This window comes from Sinorhizobium sp. 6-70 (assembly GCF_030124375.1).
Lineage (GTDB): Bacteria > Pseudomonadota > Alphaproteobacteria > Rhizobiales > Rhizobiaceae > Sinorhizobium.
This window is the reverse complement of sequence record NZ_JASKLS010000002.1, coordinates 154,904-171,109: the sequence shown is the minus strand read 5'-3', so window position 1 is coordinate 171,109 and position 16,206 is coordinate 154,904. Positions and strand designations below refer to the sequence as shown.

The following is a 16,206-nucleotide window of genomic DNA, read 5'->3' as shown; positions in this document are numbered from 1 at the left end:
TTGCTCGTCGAATAGCGCTGGTTACTCCAGTGCGGTGCTTCATTCAGGGTACGATTATACTTGCGCAGCTGAAGCCTCTGGTTTCGGAACCTAGCGTTCAACGGCTTGGACGATCGAGAGCGCCCGATTCCGACAATCACATCTTGAATTCATGCGGCCGCATTCCCAGCGGGCATGTCCTGGACACGGGCCAGCGATAAAACACTGACGTGATCGAAGGGCAAGAGAGATTAGGGGGAAGTCATTTCACCGCTCAGGTCCAGGCCGACCATCCGTAGATATCGAACGCGGCGGTGTTCCGAACCGTCGGTCCCGGGAACGTGATAAAGACCTGCGGGGGCGCCGGGGCTTGTGCAGCCCCGGCGGAGGCATCAGGCAGCGATCTGTTCGTCTGCGGGCCCGAAGAACTCGAAGTGAACGCGTTCACTCGGAACTCCAGCGCGGGCCAGATCACCGACCAGGGAGCGCAAGAAGGGCTTGGGGCCGCAGAGGTAGAAGTCCGCCGACGCGAAGGGCGTATTCTCCTGCAGCCAGCTTGCCGTGATGAAGCCATCATGGTCGTGCGAATAGCCCACAGCATCCGCCGCGCCGGGGTCGCTATAGAATGTCCGGACCGTGACACCGCCGTGTGTTTTGGCGAGCGATCGAACGTGGCGGTCCATCGCATGCGTTGAGCTGTTGAGCGCACCGTGAACGTAGTGGGCCTCGAGCTCCGGATAGTCCGAGGCAATTGCCTCGAGCATGCTCACCATCGGCGTGAGTCCAACTCCGCCCGACAGAAGAACAACCGGCCGGCTCGGCTCTTCCGGAAGGAAGAAGTCCCCTGCGGGAGGGGTGACCTCGAGCACGGCGCCGACCTCTGCGCGGTCGTGCAGAAATTTCGAACCGCCCTGACCCTGCGCTTCACGTTTCACGGAAATCCGGTAGTACTCGTCGTTGGGACCACAGGAAATCGAGTAATTGCGCTTCACGTCCGAACCGTCGGCGAGGCGGAAACGGAATGTCAGGTATTGACCCGGCCTGTGCCTGACGACCGGTCGGCCGTCCGTCGGCCGAAGTATGAACGACGTCACAACGTCGCTCTCCTTCCGCTTCTCGGCTATCGCGAATGTTCGCCATCCATTCCAGCCGCCCACCCTACTGTCGAGGTCGGTGCGGATCTCGGCTTCGCGCTCCTTCAGCACATCGGCGAGGAACCAATAGGCCTCGCCCCAGGCGTCGAGCAAGGCAGGAGAGGCCGCTTCTCCAAGAACATCTGCTATCGCCGAAAGCAGCGCCTTGGCCACGAACGGATAGTGCTCGGGCAGGATGTGATAGCCGATATGCTTGTGCGCGATGCGCTCGATGGCCGAACCGAGTACAGCCAGGTTTTCGATGTTCTCGGCGTATGCGAGGATCGCGGCGGCAAGCGCGTGCACCTGCGATCCCTTCTCACCTTGATTGGCGTGATTGAAGAGTGCTCGGATATGCTCATCCTGAAAGAGCAGCGTATACATGCGCTTGGTGATTTCGGCGCCATGCGCGGCGAGCGCCGGCGCGCTCTGTTTCACGAGCTCGATTGTCTGCGGTGACAGCGGACGTGGCATAAGAGGTCCTTTCTTTCTCTTAGCGGATTTCAAATGCTTGGGTTGCGATCGTAGAACTCGATCTGCAGCTTGACGGGCCCCGTAAGCTCAAGGCGATGGGGAACTTCCGGGGGAACGATCCCCGGTCTGTCGCGATCAAGAAGGATCGCGTGTGTCGCGCCATCGGCGCGATACTTCACTGCGCCGCCGTGGACGCGAATTACACCCCAGGTCCCGGGTTTGAGCGTATGCGACCGAAGCAGGGCTTGAGGTAAAGAAACCTCGTCGAACGCGGAGGTGATCCGGTACGGACTGCAGGGCTCCTCCGCGTTGGTCGGTTGCTTCGAGCGGGCTTGTGGTGCCTGCGGGTAAATTGCGCGCAACAGCCGCGATGCGATGCGCGTGGCTTTGGCTTGCATCTCAATCGCCAGGGACTGCGGCAACATCTCGGAGGTCGTCAGACGCCACAGAGCCAGCCAGCGATCGAACATGTCCGGACGGATCCGTTCGGCGTGGATCATGTGCATGGAGACTGGATTTCCTTTGTACCGGCCTGTCGTCAGCATCACCGACGACCAGAATTCCGACAGCCGGCCAAGGTGCTCGTCCCAATCCGCGACGACGGCGAAGACCGGTCCAAGTTCGGCGTCGGCTCGCACGCGCTCGTAAAACCGCGCCAGAATTTTCGGAATTTCGCGCTCGTCGAGTTTTTCTCTTTCCACCGCAAGTCTCCATAACATGCTTCTGAGATACATCTATTGCGCCGCGCAAAAAGATGCTATCCAAATACATCTTTTTCGGGCAGGCGTTTTGACGCAGGTGGGGATATGAGGCTGACGCGATATACGGACTACGCGATCCGGACGCTGACATACCTGGGCGCACGCGAGGCCGACGTCTGCTCCATACGTGAGATCGCGGAAGCGTTCGACATCTCTCAGAACCACCTGATGAAGGTCGTGCAGGACCTTGCGAACGCCGGATTCATCAAATCGACGCGCGGAAGGAATGGTGGCATCCAGCTTGCCAGGGCCGCAGACGAAATAAACCTCGGCGCCCTCCTCAGACACACCGAGGGCCTGACTGACCTCATTGAGTGTTTCGGCTGCGTGATAGCTCCGGCCTGCAGTCTCCCGCCAATACTTTCGGAGGCAACGAGAGCCTTTGTCTCAGTGTTTGAGAAATACACCATCGCCGATCTTCTCCGACGAAGACGCGACCTCCAGGTGTTGCTGCAGGCGGCATAGCCGGCCGTGAGGGAGGGGGGAGAAGCGGCGATTGATCGTTCGCTCTCGATCCTGCGATCATCGTCGACGTCGAGGCAAAGTGGTCGTTCGCCTGGATGACGTGACAGCCAGGATGAATTGACAGTCAGACAGTTGACTGAACGCGCCCGAGAAGGGGCGCCTGGCGTGACTGGCGGAGCGGATTGACTGGCATCTCGGCTGGTTCGAGTGCTCCGCAAATCGCGTTCATCGGTAATTCGGAGCCCCCAGCATCACTGGGGGCTGTAGTTACGCTATCGCCGAGTTACGCGCTGATAAATTCGAGGATGTCCCGATTGATGATCTCGGCGTGGGTCGTCGCCATACCGTGGGGAAGCCCTTTGTACACCTTGAGTACGTTGTTCTTGAGAAGCTTGGCGGACAAGAGGGCGGAGTCGGTGACGGGAACGACCTGGTCATCGTCGCCGTGCATGATGAGTGTCGGCACGTCGATGATCTTGAGGTCTTCGGTGAAATCGGTCTCCGAGAATGCCTTGATTCCGTCGTACTGGGCCTTTGTGCTGCCCATCATTGCTTGCCGCCACCAGTTCTCGACCACCGAATTCGACGGGATCGCGCCGGGTCGGTTGTATCCGTAGAACGGTCCGCTTGCGAAATCCCGGTAAAGCTGGCTGCGGTTCTCCAGCAGCGCCTTCCTGAAACTGTCGAAGACTTCGATGGGCAGGCCACCGGGGTTTTCCGGCGTCTTGACCATAAGCGGGGGGACTGCACCAATGAGAACCAGCTTGGCCGCGCGCCCATTGCCGTGGCGGGCAACGTAGCGGGTTGCTTCGCCACCTCCCGTCGAGTGACCGACGTGGATCGTATCGCGAAGATCCAGATGCTCGACCACGGCCGCGGCGTCGCTGGCGTAATGGTCCATATCATGGCCGTCGTTTACGTCGCTCGATCGGCCGTGCCCACGTCGATCGTGAGCGACGACTCGATAGCCCTTCTCCATGAAGAAAAGCAGTTGTGAATCCCAGTCGTCAGAGCTGAGCGGCCAACCGTGATGAAACATGATCGGTTGCCCGCTCCTCGGGCCCCAATCCTTGTAGAAGATCTCGACGCCGTCGGCGGTGGCGACTCTGTTCGCGCGCAACGTGCCGCTCCCCGAGGGAGAAGCTGTTGTTGCTGAGGCTGGTGTCGCCGACGTCACGGGAAGAGCTGCTGCAGTGGCGAGGGCGAGCCCGGCGGTCATTGCCCCACGGCGAGTGGTCTGGGTGGTATTGGGATCCATTGCTTTCTCCTACATCGGCAAAACAAAGCGTCGATGTATGTTGGACGGTTTTCGTGCTTATGCTGCCCACGACGTCGTTGGCGCTTGCGAAAATGAACGTCCGGGCTCGCCGACTGTAGATGTACAAAGGTTTGGGTACCCATGGAGACGAGCGACAGTCCCTGTGAGCCCGCCTTATCTCGGCCAGGTCGCTGCAGCGTGTCGTCGTCGAGACTGCGCCAAGAGGAGAGCCGAGCCACGCCGCTTAGTCGAAGTCATTCAAGACAAAGCGGCAAAGGCGACGTGCCAAGCGGACGGCTAATAAAAACCCCTGCTTATGATAGATCAGTCTGGCTCCTGTCAGCAGGAATGAACAGCAAATCGCTCATTTGGCAAAGCTCAATTGTTGCCAATGACGTTCATGATTCAGCAAATTGAGAGGTTTAGTGATGCGCGATCTAGTCGCAATCGTAACAGGTGGCAGTTCTGGCATCGGACGCGAAGTAGCTATTACATTAGCAAAACTCGGCGCCCGTGTCCTGATAACGGCACGGCGTCAGCCAGGAATTGATGAAGTCTGCGCCCAATCGGAAAATATCAGAGGCATTATTGCCGATGTAGCGAAGGCGGCCGACGTCCAGCGGACGATCGACGAAGCAATCGGTCTTTGGGGGAGGCTGGACGTTCTGATCAACAACGCCGGAGCAGGCGGCATTATGCCGCTCGCGGAGGCAACGGAGGAGCGCATAAACGACATTTTCGCTGTCAACGTGGTGGGTCCAAGTCTTTTGACCGCCGCAGCCGTTCCGCACTTGAGCGGGAAGGGCGGAGCGATCATCAACATCTCCAGCACCTATGGGCACAAGGCTGCTGCGGGCTTCTCGCACTATGCGGCGAGCAAGGCGGCGCTCGAGCATCTTACGCGCTGCTGGGCGCTTGAACTTGCAGCCCATGGAGTGCGCGTCAATGCAATTGCCGCCGGGCCGACAGAATCCGGGGCGCTGACGGGGATGATGGGATTGACTGCCGAAGAGGCGGAGAACGTCAAGGAGTATGAGCGCAATCTGATCCCATTGAAGCGTCGCGGCACACCGCACGACGTCGCGCAATGGATAGCAATGTTTGCGAACCCGGAGGCGGCATGGACGACCGGCCAAATTCTGTCGGTCGATGGAGGACTTTCGGTCGTCTGAGATCGGCTCCTCCCTTCCTGCCCAGCGTGACTGGATGCATTGGCGCGTGTGCATCGTCCGAATAGTTGAAGGAAGGAAATTGGCCGCGAACATTGTGCTCGCGGCCAATAGCGCGTCGTTGGACAAGCAGTTCTCGTCTGTTCGTGTCGAGAGCATCCCGTTTTCAAATGGAGTTACTTGAAAGCGGATAATATGCTATAGAATCAAAGTTCTAGGGCATCCTTTGTGCGTTCAATTGAGCGCACGGGGCTCTCGAACCATGATCGCTATGCAACTTTCTTCGGTTGGGCGGCGAACCACTGTTCGAATGTAATCCGACCAAGGCGTGGACTCTTGTTCGAAACGAGAGAATTGTCGTCGATACGCGCGCCGAAATAGCGTGCCTCCGGATCTGCTACCACCTTTCTCGGGTCGTTCATGTTCTTGAGATAACGCCCGATCAAATCACTGAGCTTCACACGCTCAGGACCGGCGATTTCGACGATCCCGTTCTGCGGTTGGCCCAGCGCCACGTCGGTCATTGCGTCCGCGACATCGTCCGAGGCGATCGGCTGTATGGCAGCGGGCGACAAGTGTACTGTGTCGCCGACGGTACCCGATTGGGCGATCCCGTTGACGAACTCCATGAACTGCGTGGAGTGCACGATCGTATAAGGAATGCCGGATGCCCGGATCAGGTTTTCCTGCGCCAGCTTGGCGCGGAAATAGCCGCTTTCTTGCAGGCGTTCGGTGCCGACCACGGACAGAGCGATGTGGTGCTTCACGCCTGCGACTTGCTCCGCGGCCAACAGGTTCCTGCCCGATGTCTCGAAGAACTCGAGTACGGCCTTGTCCTCGAATGATGGGGAGTTTGCGAGGTCAAGGACGACTTCGGCATTCTTAAGTGCGCCGGCGAGCCCTTCGCCGGTAATCGTGTTGACGCCCGTATTTGGTGCCGCAGCGATGACTTCGTGACCGCGCTTGCGCAAGCGATCGGCAGTCTTCGAACCGATAAGGCCGGTCCCACCAATAATGACGATTTTCATAATGTACCTCCGGTTGCAGCTCAAGTCGCGTTTGGAGTCGAGCAAGTGAGAGCGAGACGAGCTAGTTCAAGCCGGCCTTGTCGAGGCCAAATGCCTTGTCGGCTGATCCTGGCACGGCCTTGAACCCGATGCTGGCTCGGTTCCAGGCATTGATAGTCATGACCGCAAATGTCAGGTCGGAAATCTCTTTCTCGGAGAGCTGGCCGCGGACACGCTCGTAGATGTCATCCGGAACGCCGCCGGCTGGCAGGTTCGTCAGCACTTCCGTCCAGGCGAGCGCTGCCCGTTCGCGAGGGGCAAAGAGGTTGGACTCGCGCCATATCGCAACATGGTGGACGCGCAGTTCGCTTTCGCCGTGGATCTTTGCTTCCTTGACGTGCATGTCCAGGCAGAAGGCGCACCCGTTCAACTGCGAGGCCCGGATCTGCACCAGGTCTCGGGTCTTCTGGTCGATGACGCTGTTGTTCACTGCGGCGCTGAGCTCCATCAACTTCTTGAAGAGCTCGGGGGACTGCTGTGCGTAGTTCAGTCGCTGTGTCATTGAAACCTTACCTTGCTTATTCGCCTATGGATGCCGGCTGAATACCGGCCGGCACATGGGAGCTTTTGGAACGTTACGGATAGTAGTTGGAACGCTCTCCCCGTGGATCCTAAACATTGGTTTAGGATCCACTTTCCAGGCCTTCGTGGACACGAGATTGCAGCGGCTGGAGGTGATTATTGCGTGATGAGAGCAGTTGCCTTTGGTTCGGTATCCCGACCAATGACTGCAGCGCCGCGTGTCGTATCAGGCGCGCTGCAGCGCTCCGCAACGGATCGTTGGGTCAAGCCCGATTGGCCGGCGTCTCCGACGGGCCACGTTGTGGGTCGCGTAAATCAGCCGTCTCGAGAAAACGGTGATGCCGAGCAATTGTTCTCGGACGTCGTCTTTATGGTGGCAAGGATTAGATAAGCTCTGATTTTTTCACGAGGTCGGCCAATGAGCGGGCTTCCATCTTTCGCATCACGCTGGCTCTATGAATCTTGACCATGATCTCACTGATCCCGAGCTCATAGGCTATCTGCTTGTTCATAAGGCCGTCGGTGACGTGCTGCATTACTTCCTTTTCTCGAGGCGTCAGCGTCGATGCTTTCTGCTTGATAGCATTCCTGACGACGGCATCCTGTCGTCTGCACCGATCCGTCTCGAAAGCCCTGCCTATTGCGTCAAGCAGTTCCTCATTGGTGAAGGGCTTTAGCAGAAAGTCTACCGCGCCCGCCTTCATTGCCGTCACGCTCATTGGCACGTCGCCATGGCCTGTAACGAAAACGACTGGAGTCTGGCATCCCAGATCCTCCAACCGGGATTGAAACTCGATGCCGCTCATTCCTGGCATACGAACATCCAGAACAATACAACCGGAAGTACTGAGGCAACCATTCTCGATGAAATCCAGAGCATCGCGGAAAGAAGATGATGTAATGCCCACGGATTCAAATAGATCTGTCATAGAGAGACGTATGTCGGCATCGTCGTCAATCACAACCACAACTTGTTCTTCGACTGGGGCGTCTTCGATTTTGCGTGCGGTCGACATCTTGCGTTCTCCTCGAATGCCGGAACGGAAGTTGCATTCTGCCTCGAATTGTCTCGGGAGGCATCCTGTTTCAAAGTATACAATGGTTTAGTCCGCCCGGGGGTTGGTTGCGGGAGCGATTAGGCCCCCGTCGGCGCGCCCATAGGCAACAGCACCCGAAATACTGCGCCATGTGGCTCGCAGTTGGCAGCCCTGATCATACCACCATGGTCGGTTATGATTGAGCGGCAAATTGCCAGACCCATGCCCATGCCATCGGGCTTGGTGGAGAAAAAGCCTTCGAACACCCGCTCGAGAACTGCCGCGGGTATACCGCCGCCGGTGTCGCGTATCGTCAGCGAAACGGTCTCTCCTTCGGCTTGCGAGGTGTCGACGACGATTTCTCGCTCTTCCGCAGCCCGTTGAGTGATTGCCTGGATGCTGTTGATCAGGAGATTGACGGCAACCTGCTGCAGTTGAACCCGATCGCCCGTTATGCTCGGCAGTTCCTCGGCCAACTGAAGGCGCAGCGAGATAGAGCGGGCTTCGATCTCTGCTTTTACAAACAGAACGGCCTCGTTGACGATCTCATTGATGTCGATGGCCTGTCTGACTGGATCGCTGCGGACCGCCATGTCTTTGATGCGCTGTATGACGCGGTTCGCGCGGAGCGCATTTTCCTTTATCCGTGTAACAAGTTGCTGAAGCTTCGCCACGTTGGGGTCGGTTCTTCCTAACCATCTCAATCCTGTGTCAGCGTCGGTAACGATGACCGAGAGCGGTTGGCGCACTTCGTGAGCTATCGACGTCACGAGTTCGCCGAGTGCCGACACCCGTGCCGCATGGGCGAAATCCGTCTCTATCTGTCTCAACTGCTGTTCAATGCGGCGCTGCTCTGTACCTCCGATCAATTGAATAGGGCGAGCATTTGATAGCTGTACGTCAGTGGAATCATTCATCTGTTTCGTTCCAGGCACGGCCATCCTTTGCTGAGTGGGTTAGGCAGTGCGCCCGCGGAGCTTGAAGCCAATACTCATTACACCCTCGACAATCCGGCTCATAAGTGCCTAGGTCAGCACAGCAATTGTGCTGGGATGTCCGTAATGGCGATTATTGGTGATAAGACTGCCGGGTTGTCGGCCTTCGTTTTGGCCGTCGAGACCGGCTCCTTTAGCGCGGCTTCCAAGCTCCTGGGAACCACTCCATCTGCGATCTCAAAGAGTGTCGCCAGATTGGAACAGCGCCTTGGAGCTAAACTCTTCAGGCGTTCCACGCGATCGCTCACGCTAACCGTCGAAGGGACGGCCTACTACGAGCGAATCGTACCGTTGCTTCGCGGCCTCGACAATGCGGAGGAAGTGGTTCGTTCGGCCTCCACCGCTCGCGGCACGCTGCGCGTGACGATGCCAAGCGAGCTCGGAAGAATTTTGATGGATGCGCTTACAACCGATTTTCTGCGCGCCCACCCGGAGATCAGGCTGGAAGTGGGGTGGGCGGATCGTCGTGTGGACTTGATCCGCGAGGGCTACGATCTGGCATTGCGCGCCGGTTCGCCCGATGACAGCGAACTCAATCTCCGCACGCTCGGCGAACTGCCGATGGTTCTGGTGGCGTCGCCGGAGTACTTGAGCGCGATCGGGCGTCCCGCCTCCATCGATGAACTCGGTCGCGCAAATCACTTACGCTACGTCCTTGGCGGGCGGCCCTTTCTGATCCGGTTTCTGGACGGTGAAATCATCGAACCCGAGGGCCGTCTTGATCTGGACAGCGGGTTCGCACTTCGGGTCGCGGCGTTAAACGGAGTTGGAGTGGCTTATCTCCTGCGTTGCGTCGTCGAAGCCGACATCAATGCGGGCCGGTTGGAAGTCGTCTTGCCCTCACGCCCGCTCAAACGCGTGCCACTTCATTTTCTTCATGCATTTGGCAGGACGCCACCGTTGCGGGCGCGACTGTTTATGGACTTCGTGGCGGAGCAGATCAAACCTTTCCTTCATGATCCACGCCAGGAAAGGGTCCGATAACGCCAGAGAAGACGTCGGCTTCGCTACTAGCCATAGGTCCGGGACCATCGCGGACAGAGTCCAACGGCCGACAGGCTCATTCAGGCTATTTCTGCGCCTGGCCGGCCGGGATCGGCTTGACCGGCGCACCGGGGAAGATTTTCTGCAGGTTGCCGGCGATCACCTTGTCACCTTCCGAAACGCCGGATGACAGGCCCACGAGGCCGCCATTGCTGGGGCCGAGGGAAACCAGCCGCTGCTCGACAACGTCGCCCTTGCCGACGACATAGACATATTTCCCCAGTTGGCTCGACCCGAGTGCGGTCTCGGGCACCATGAGCACGTTCGGTTCGTCCCGGACGCGCAGGCGGACGCGGACGTACTGGCCGGGCAGCAAGGTCAAATCGGTGTTGTCGATCGTCGCGCGCGCCACGACCGTGCCGGTACTGCGCTCGACCGCGTTGTTGATGAAGGTCAGATCGCCGCGGTTACGCGGCTCGCTGTCACCCGGCAGAAACACTTCGGCCTGAACCCGCCCGGCCGCCCGTGCCTTCTGAATGTCCGCGAGCTCGGGTTCGCTCGGATTGAAGGAGACATAGATTGGCGAAAGTTGCACGAGGTTGTTGAGTGGCGTGCCGGCCGTGTCGCTGACCAGCGTCCCCTCGGGAGCCAGGTTTCGCCCGAGCCGCCCTGCAAAGGGCGCCCGGATTTCAGTGTAGTCGAGGTTGATCTCGGCGGTGCGAACCGCCGCCCGCGACATGGCGAGGGCAGCCTCCGCCTGGCGCACGGCGCTTGCGCGTTGGTCGAAGCTGTCCTTGTCCAGATAGCCTGTCGTGGCCAGTTCGTTGCCGCGTGTGAGATTGCTGCGAAGATAGGCGAGCGATGCCTCGTCACGTTGGATCTGGGCTTTCGCCTGATCGAGCTCGGCCTCGTAGTCGCGCGGGTCGATCCGGTAGAGGAGCTCGCCCTGCCTGACGTCGGACCCGTCGGGAACTTCCTGCGACTGTATATAGCCGGAGATCTTGGCCCGGAGCGTCACGTTGCGGATTGATTCGGTCCGTGCGGAATATTCGAGGTAAATGGGGATCGTCTTCTTGACGACCGCGGCGACGGGAACGGGCATGGCAGGAGGTGCCGTCGCAACCGCAGCCCCCGCGTCACCGCCTTTGAGGTCAAACCTGCCGCCAGTGTACGAATAGGCCGCAGCCAGAGCCGCGATCGCGACTGCTGCTGCAAGGCCAAGTTTCAAAGCGCGCATATCAAGCTCCAGTCCCTATTCCGCCGCTTCGGGCTCTCGCTGCCCCTTGGCAGGGCTCGCCGAAAACCCCTCCCGCCATTGCTCAATGACAGCATAGAAAACCGGGACAAAAATAAGTGTCAGGACGGTTGCCATGAGCATGCCGCCAAACACCGTCGTGCCGATCGACTGCCGGCTGGCGGCACCGGCACCCGTCGCGTACATCAGCGGGACGACGCCGAGAATGAAGGCGAATGCCGTCATCAAAATCGGCCGTAGCCGCAGGCGGGCCGCCTCGGCGGCGGCCGTGATGATGTCCAGGCCTTCCTGCCGGCGGCGCTTGGCGAACTCGACGATCAGAATAGCGTTTTTCGCGGCAAGGCCAACCAGCATCACGAAGCCGATCTGCGAGTAGACGTCGATCTGCATGGCGCGCAGCCACAGGGCGAGCAGGGCGCCGAGGAGGGCGAGCGGCACGGAAAGCAGCACCATGAAGGGCATCGACCAGCTTTCATACTGCGCCGCCAGGATCAGGAAACAAAAGACGATTGCCAGCGCGAAGACGAGCGCGGCGATCGATCCCGCCCTGATCTCCTGATAGGTGATGCCCGTCCATTCGAAGCCGAAGTCCCGCGGGAGAGTGGCCGCGGCCGCGCGTTCCATCGCGGCCACCGCCTGGCTCGAACTGTAGCCCGGCGCGGCCGCGCCATTTATGAGCGCCGCCGGGTAGTTGTTGTAGTGGCTGACGGTCTCGGGGCCGACGGTCGGCTTCAGCGAGCCGAGCGTGCTGAGCGGCACCATGTCGCCCGCCGAATTGCGCACGTAAAGCCGGGAAATGTCGCCGGGATTGGAGCGAGCGCTTTGATCGGCCTGCAGCGTTACACGAAAAGTGCGACCGAACAGGTTGAAGTCGTTGACATAAAGCGAGCCGAAATAGATCTGCAAGGTGTTGAATATATCCGGCAGGTTGAGACCCAACTGCTTTGCCTTGTCCCGGTCGAGGTCATAGTTGAATTGCGGGCTCGACGTGCTGAACGCAGTGAAGAGCTGGTGCGGATTGATTTCCGGCTGCTTACGCGCTTCGGCGATCAGGGCTTGCGTGGCGTCGTTCAGTGCCACGCTGCTGTGGCCGCCCAGGTCCTCGACCTGGAATTCGAAACCGCCCGTTGCGCCGAGCCCTTGTATCGACGGCGGATCGAAGGCGAGCACGAGAGCGTCGGGGATCTGCAAGAGAAGCGGCTGTACCGCTTCGCGTAGCGCCGACGCGCCCTCTTCGGGGGGCCGCTCGTCCCACGGTTTCAGGACCGCAAACTGCACCGCGGAATTCGACTGACTTGCGAAACTCAGGAAATTGAAGCCCACTACCGAGCCGACGAAATCCACGCCGGCCGTGCCGCGCAGGATTTTCTCCGACTGCCTCGCGACGGCTTCGGTTCGTTCTATCGATGCGCCGTCGGGGAGTTGGATGACCACGAAGAAATATCCTTGGTCTTCGACCGGCAGGAAGGTTGAGGGGATGCGCTGCCACAATGCGTAGGTGGAACCGATGGCGATCAGGAAGAGCCCGAACAGCGCCCAACGCCACCGGACGAGTCTCGCAATGCTGTGCGCATACGCATGCGAGAGCCAGTGAAAACCGGTGTTGAACCAACGGAACAGCACGAACCGCGCCGCGCCGCGATGGCGCAGGAACGCGGCGCTGAGCGCGGGACTGAGCGTCAGCGAATTGAAAGCGGAGAACGCAACCGAGATCGCGACCGTCAGGGCGAACTGATTGTAAAGGCTTCCCGCAACGCCCGGAATGAAGGCGACCGGCACGAAGACGGCCAGAAGCACGGCGGTCGTCGCAATGATCGGTCCCGTCACCTCCTGCATCGCCTTGTGCGTCGCGGCAAGCGGTGGCAGGCCGGACTCTAGCTGTCGCTCGACGTTCTCGACCACCACGATCGCATCGTCGACCACAAGGCCGATGGCGAGCACCATTCCGAGGAGGCTCAGCATGTTCAGCGAGAAGCCGAGCAGGTACATGACGATGAGCGTCGCGATCAGCGACACCGGAATGGCGATCGTCGGGATAATCGTGGTGCGCACGTTCTGGAGGAAGATGAAGACGACGGCGATGACGAGGGCCAGGGCCTCGACCAGCGTGATCACCACATCCTGCATCGCCGCGGACACGAAGCGCGTGGTGTCGTAGAACATGTGATAGGCGATACCTTCGGGGAAGCGCTGCGACAGCTCGTCCATCTTGGCCTTGACCCGGCTCTGGAGATCGAGTGCGTTCGATCCAGGCGCCTGGAACACTGCCAGGACGACGCTCTCCTTGCCGTTGAAGGTTACCGATGACGAATAGAGCAGGGCGCCGAGCTCGATGCGTGCCACGTCGCGCAGCCTGATCGTCGCCCCCGTGTCTTGGTCAGCCCGCAGCACAATATCGCCGAATTGCTCAGGATCGCTCAGCCGCCCGAGTGCATTGATCTGCATCTCGAAGGGTGTGCCGGCCCGCGCCGGGGACTGCCCGATCTTTCCGCCGGCAACCTGGACGTTCTGCTCCTCGATGACGTTCTGCACGTCGACGGCGGTGATGCCCAGATTGGCCATCCGGTCCGGGTCGAGCCAGACTCGCATCGAGTAACGCCGTTCGCCGAAGAGCTGGACATCGCCGACGCCCGGCAGGCGCTTGAGCGGATCGAGGATCTGCAGGTAGGCATAGTTGCTGACGGAGGCGAAATCGACGGTGTCATCGGGCGAATCGAGGCTGACCAGCACGGTGAAGTTCGGTATCTGCTTGGCGATCGTCACCCCGCTCTGGTTGACCAGGGCCGGCAGCGAGGACGCCGCTTGCGAAACGCGGTTCTGCACGTCGAGCGCCGCGACGTCGATCGGATAGCCGACGTCGAAGGAGATGATGATCCTCGAAGAGCCGTCATTGGAGCTTGTCGAAGACATGTAGAGCATGCCCGGCACGCCGTTGATCTGCTGCTCGAGCGGTGTAGTGACGGTATCGGCGACGACCTGGGCGCTGGCGCCCGGATAGTTGGCGGAGACCACGATCTGCGGCGGCGTAATGTCCGGGAACTGCGACACCGGCAGCAGGAAATAGCAAATGGCGCCCGCAAGCGTCATGACGATGGCGATAGCAGAGGCGAAAATCGGTCGGCGGATAAAGAACTCGATCATGGCTCGATCAATCCATGTACGACGCGGGCGCCAGCGTAGGCCGCGCCGGCCGTTAACGGCCGATGGCATCGTTGAATATCGCGCGGTCCGACCTTGTCATCGACCCGGAAAGAGGCAGGGGCGACATTCGCAGGCGCTTTGCGGGGCGGCCTCAACGCGCCGAAATCGAGCTTCTCCGCGGTCACCGACACGCGGTTTATCCGGTCGGTAAGAAGTTTTCCCGCCGTCGGCCTATCCAGCTTGCGCATCGCAAGGCTCCAGCAACACCAATCGCGATCTGCATCGTCGTTAATTAGACGTTTGACGATCGGGCGAACCGACATTGTGACATTGTGCCAGAAATTTTTTCGTACGGTTGTCGTCACGCTCGGAAGCGTCCGAGAAAATCGCCTGCCCTTGATGCCCCTCGACCGATCCGTGACACCGTCCACGGTCAACGTCTATCCGTCTATCCGTGCGGAAATAGGCCGGCGGAACCTGATGACAAGTGACCTCACGCGCGAGTGTGCTCGGCGATTCCCGGCTCCAGCAGCCGAAGGATTTCTGGTAGGCGCTCGTTAATTCCGGCTGGGATCTTCTCGTTCATCAGAAGCATCACGAGCCCATGCACCAAGGACCAGGCGGCGATCGGGCCGGGATCGTCAACTGCATTCGGTCCTTTCCGCCCCGCCTTCATGGCAAGAAGTTCAAAGGCTTGGCGACTGGCTTGAGACAAATGCACGTCCCCGCTGTCGATGTGTTCGCGGGATCCGAACATCAGCGTGTAAAGGCCAGGATTGGCTTTCGCGAATTCGATGTAGGTAACGCCAAGGTCACCGATACTGCGTGCGGGATCGGATGCAAGCGGCGCAAGCATCTCGCGTAGCCTAGAAAACCCCACGGCGGCAATGGCTGACATCAGTTCGCGCTTGCCGACGAAGTGCGCGTAAGGGGCGGCCTGGCTGACACCAGCTTGGCGCGCCACGGCACGCAAACTTACTCCTGCTGGGCCTTCGCGCTCGAGCAGCACTAATCCTGCCTCGATCAGCGCGGAGCGTAGATCACCGTGGTGATATCCTCGAGCTGGTGTTTTCGAGTTCATTCCTCTGACCGTAATCTTGACACTGTTAAGAACGCCGCTATGTTGACGACGTTAAGATCGACGTGCCCACATGAAAGTCAAGGTCAGCCCACCATGTCGGATCGCGGTCTTTTGTCAGAAAAACGGGAATTTCAGATGTTCACGGATCTTGTTCTCGCTAGTGCCCACCACCTCCTGGTCTTCTTGCTGGCGGCGATCATCGCGATGGAAGCAGTGATTGTGCGGCCGGACATGTCTGGGGGAGGCGCGAGGTTCCTCTCCCGTATCGATGCGTATTACGGCGCGACCGCCGCGCTTGTGCTCCTCATCGGGATCGCCCGCGTGCTCTTTGGCCTCAAGGGATGGGAAGCCTATGTTTACAATTGGGCGTTCTGGCTGAAGATGGCGGCCTTTGTCATGGTCGGGTTGCTCTCCATCCGCCCCACACGGCAAATCCGCAAGTGGCGAAAGAATGCGGACGAAGGCGCGTTCACCCCGCTACCCGACGACGTTGCCAAGGTGCGCGGCTCTATTCTGGCGCAGATCGGCGTATTCGCGCTTATTCCAGTTCTGGCCGCCACGATGGCTCGCTATGGTTATTGAAAGGTTCATCTGGGTGCAGGCCCGATGAGTCTGGCATGGGTGTCACACACCCTTTACATTTTGCGCCGAAACTTGGAGGGTAGCTCCATAGCACAGGCCATGATGGACAGGATTTGGCAGGGTCGCTTCAAAAGCCGTTGACGCCGCAGTCGATCCGGCAGAGGCGTCCGGCCCCGTAGTGCCGGACATCCCTCGTGCGGCGGATCTGGACGACAAGCATCCGAGGCAGGTCCGCGACTTGGCAGCAGCCGGGGCGCGACCGCAGACTGGCCCAGTCTCTACAGCGCCGCGCGTCTTATCAGA

The 16,206-nt window shown here is 59.7% G+C and carries 15 protein-coding genes; 4 read left to right on the top strand and 11 right to left on the bottom strand.

Annotated features, from left to right (window positions below; all coding sequences use genetic code 11):
• Positions 1 to 371: 371 nt before the first annotated feature.
• Complete coding sequence (gene hmpA, locus QN222_RS04640) at positions 372 to 1,586, bottom strand: NO-inducible flavohemoprotein (protein WP_283961960.1); 1,215 nt, start codon at positions 1,584 to 1,586, stop codon at positions 372 to 374.
• Between the two features lie 29 nt (positions 1,587 to 1,615).
• On the bottom strand, positions 1,616 to 2,287 hold the full coding sequence (locus tag QN222_RS04635) for a DUF1971 domain-containing protein (protein ID WP_283961961.1): 672 nt from the start codon (positions 2,285 to 2,287) through the stop codon (positions 1,616 to 1,618).
• Between the two features lie 105 nt (positions 2,288 to 2,392).
• Here QN222_RS04635 and QN222_RS04630 point away from each other — a divergent pair, with 105 nt between their 5' ends.
• Positions 2,393 to 2,812 carry an Rrf2 family transcriptional regulator gene (locus tag QN222_RS04630; protein WP_283961962.1) on the top strand — a complete coding sequence of 140 codons (420 nt, stop codon included), beginning with the start codon at positions 2,393 to 2,395 and terminating at the stop codon, positions 2,810 to 2,812.
• 283 nt (positions 2,813 to 3,095) lie between these two features.
• Here the strand turns inward: QN222_RS04630 and QN222_RS04625 are convergent, their stop codons facing one another.
• Complete coding sequence (locus QN222_RS04625) at positions 3,096 to 4,070, bottom strand: alpha/beta hydrolase (protein ID WP_283961963.1); 975 nt, start codon at positions 4,068 to 4,070, stop codon at positions 3,096 to 3,098.
• 428 nt (positions 4,071 to 4,498) lie between these two features.
• On the opposite strand from QN222_RS04625, the gene QN222_RS04620 reads away from it, so the two are divergent.
• Positions 4,499 to 5,242, top strand: coding sequence for an SDR family oxidoreductase (locus tag QN222_RS04620; RefSeq protein ID WP_283961964.1), 744 nt, complete (start codon positions 4,499 to 4,501; stop codon positions 5,240 to 5,242).
• Between the two features lie 266 nt (positions 5,243 to 5,508).
• Here the strand turns inward: QN222_RS04620 and QN222_RS04615 are convergent, their stop codons facing one another.
• From QN222_RS04615 to QN222_RS04600, 4 genes are all read right to left on the bottom strand, one after another.
• Positions 5,509 to 6,267 (bottom strand): SDR family oxidoreductase, encoded by a 759-nt coding sequence (locus QN222_RS04615; protein WP_283961965.1) that lies wholly within the window; start codon positions 6,265 to 6,267, stop codon positions 5,509 to 5,511.
• Positions 6,268 to 6,328: 61 nt separating this feature from the next.
• Positions 6,329 to 6,808, bottom strand: a complete 480-nt coding sequence (locus tag QN222_RS04610) for a carboxymuconolactone decarboxylase family protein (protein WP_283961966.1) — start codon at positions 6,806 to 6,808, stop codon at positions 6,329 to 6,331.
• Positions 6,809 to 7,211: 403 nt separating this feature from the next.
• Positions 7,212 to 7,844 (bottom strand): response regulator transcription factor, encoded by a 633-nt coding sequence (locus tag QN222_RS04605; protein WP_283961967.1) that lies wholly within the window; start codon positions 7,842 to 7,844, stop codon positions 7,212 to 7,214.
• Between the two features lie 119 nt (positions 7,845 to 7,963).
• The gene (locus tag QN222_RS04600) at positions 7,964 to 8,782 is read right to left on the bottom strand and encodes an ATP-binding protein (protein WP_283961968.1); all 819 of its coding nucleotides are present in this window, start codon (positions 8,780 to 8,782) and stop codon (positions 7,964 to 7,966) included.
• Between the two features lie 144 nt (positions 8,783 to 8,926).
• Between QN222_RS04600 and QN222_RS04595 the strand changes: the two genes are divergently transcribed.
• Positions 8,927 to 9,844: a LysR family transcriptional regulator gene (locus QN222_RS04595; RefSeq protein ID WP_283961969.1), complete on the top strand. Its 918-nt coding sequence runs from the start codon at positions 8,927 to 8,929 to the stop codon at positions 9,842 to 9,844.
• Positions 9,845 to 9,929: 85 nt separating this feature from the next.
• Here the strand turns inward: QN222_RS04595 and QN222_RS04590 are convergent, their stop codons facing one another.
• The 4 genes from QN222_RS04590 to QN222_RS04575 form a co-directional block, all read right to left on the bottom strand.
• Complete coding sequence (locus tag QN222_RS04590; protein ID WP_283961970.1) at positions 9,930 to 11,081, bottom strand: efflux RND transporter periplasmic adaptor subunit; 1,152 nt, start codon at positions 11,079 to 11,081, stop codon at positions 9,930 to 9,932.
• Positions 11,082 to 11,096: 15 nt separating this feature from the next.
• The gene (locus QN222_RS04585; protein WP_283961971.1) at positions 11,097 to 14,240 is read right to left on the bottom strand and encodes a multidrug efflux RND transporter permease subunit; all 3,144 of its coding nucleotides are present in this window, start codon (positions 14,238 to 14,240) and stop codon (positions 11,097 to 11,099) included.
• Entirely contained in the window at positions 14,237 to 14,563 is a 327-nt protein-coding gene (locus QN222_RS04580; protein ID WP_283961972.1) for a hypothetical protein, read from the bottom strand. The genes QN222_RS04585 and QN222_RS04580 overlap by 4 nt, the downstream gene beginning before the upstream one ends.
• A gap of 170 nt (positions 14,564 to 14,733) precedes the next feature.
• The gene (locus QN222_RS04575; RefSeq protein ID WP_283961973.1) at positions 14,734 to 15,321 is read right to left on the bottom strand and encodes a TetR/AcrR family transcriptional regulator; all 588 of its coding nucleotides are present in this window, start codon (positions 15,319 to 15,321) and stop codon (positions 14,734 to 14,736) included.
• A 93-nt stretch (positions 15,322 to 15,414) separates the two neighbouring features.
• On the opposite strand from QN222_RS04575, the gene QN222_RS04570 reads away from it, so the two are divergent.
• Entirely contained in the window at positions 15,415 to 15,903 is a 489-nt protein-coding gene (locus QN222_RS04570; RefSeq protein ID WP_283961974.1) for a DUF2214 family protein, read from the top strand.
• Positions 15,904 to 16,206 lie beyond the last annotated feature (303 nt).

Bases quoted from the DNA above. Each gene is read 5' to 3' on its own strand.
- QN222_RS04610 (WP_283961966.1), bottom strand. From the start codon at position 6,808: ATGACACAGCGACTGAACTACGCACAGCAGTCCCCCGAGCTCTTCAAG.
- QN222_RS04630 (WP_283961962.1), top strand. From the start codon at position 2,393: ATGAGGCTGACGCGATATACGGACTACGCGATCCGGACGCTGACATAC.
- QN222_RS04590 (WP_283961970.1), bottom strand. From the start codon at position 11,081: ATGCGCGCTTTGAAACTTGGCCTTGCAGCAGCAGTCGCGATCGCGGCT.
- QN222_RS04625 (WP_283961963.1), bottom strand. From the start codon at position 4,070: ATGGATCCCAATACCACCCAGACCACTCGCCGTGGGGCAATGACCGCC.
- QN222_RS04615 (WP_283961965.1), bottom strand. From the start codon at position 6,267: ATGAAAATCGTCATTATTGGTGGGACCGGCCTTATCGGTTCGAAGACT.
- QN222_RS04595 (WP_283961969.1), top strand. From the start codon at position 8,927: ATGGCGATTATTGGTGATAAGACTGCCGGGTTGTCGGCCTTCGTTTTG.
- QN222_RS04570 (WP_283961974.1), top strand. From the start codon at position 15,415: ATGTCGGATCGCGGTCTTTTGTCAGAAAAACGGGAATTTCAGATGTTC.
- QN222_RS04580 (WP_283961972.1), bottom strand. From the start codon at position 14,563: ATGTCGGTTCGCCCGATCGTCAAACGTCTAATTAACGACGATGCAGAT.
- QN222_RS04575 (WP_283961973.1), bottom strand. From the start codon at position 15,321: ATGAACTCGAAAACACCAGCTCGAGGATATCACCACGGTGATCTACGC.
- QN222_RS04600 (WP_283961968.1), bottom strand. From the start codon at position 8,782: ATGAATGATTCCACTGACGTACAGCTATCAAATGCTCGCCCTATTCAA.
- QN222_RS04620 (WP_283961964.1), top strand. From the start codon at position 4,499: ATGCGCGATCTAGTCGCAATCGTAACAGGTGGCAGTTCTGGCATCGGA.
- QN222_RS04585 (WP_283961971.1), bottom strand. From the start codon at position 14,240: ATGATCGAGTTCTTTATCCGCCGACCGATTTTCGCCTCTGCTATCGCC.
- hmpA (WP_283961960.1), bottom strand. From the start codon at position 1,586: ATGCCACGTCCGCTGTCACCGCAGACAATCGAGCTCGTGAAACAGAGC.
- QN222_RS04605 (WP_283961967.1), bottom strand. From the start codon at position 7,844: ATGTCGACCGCACGCAAAATCGAAGACGCCCCAGTCGAAGAACAAGTT.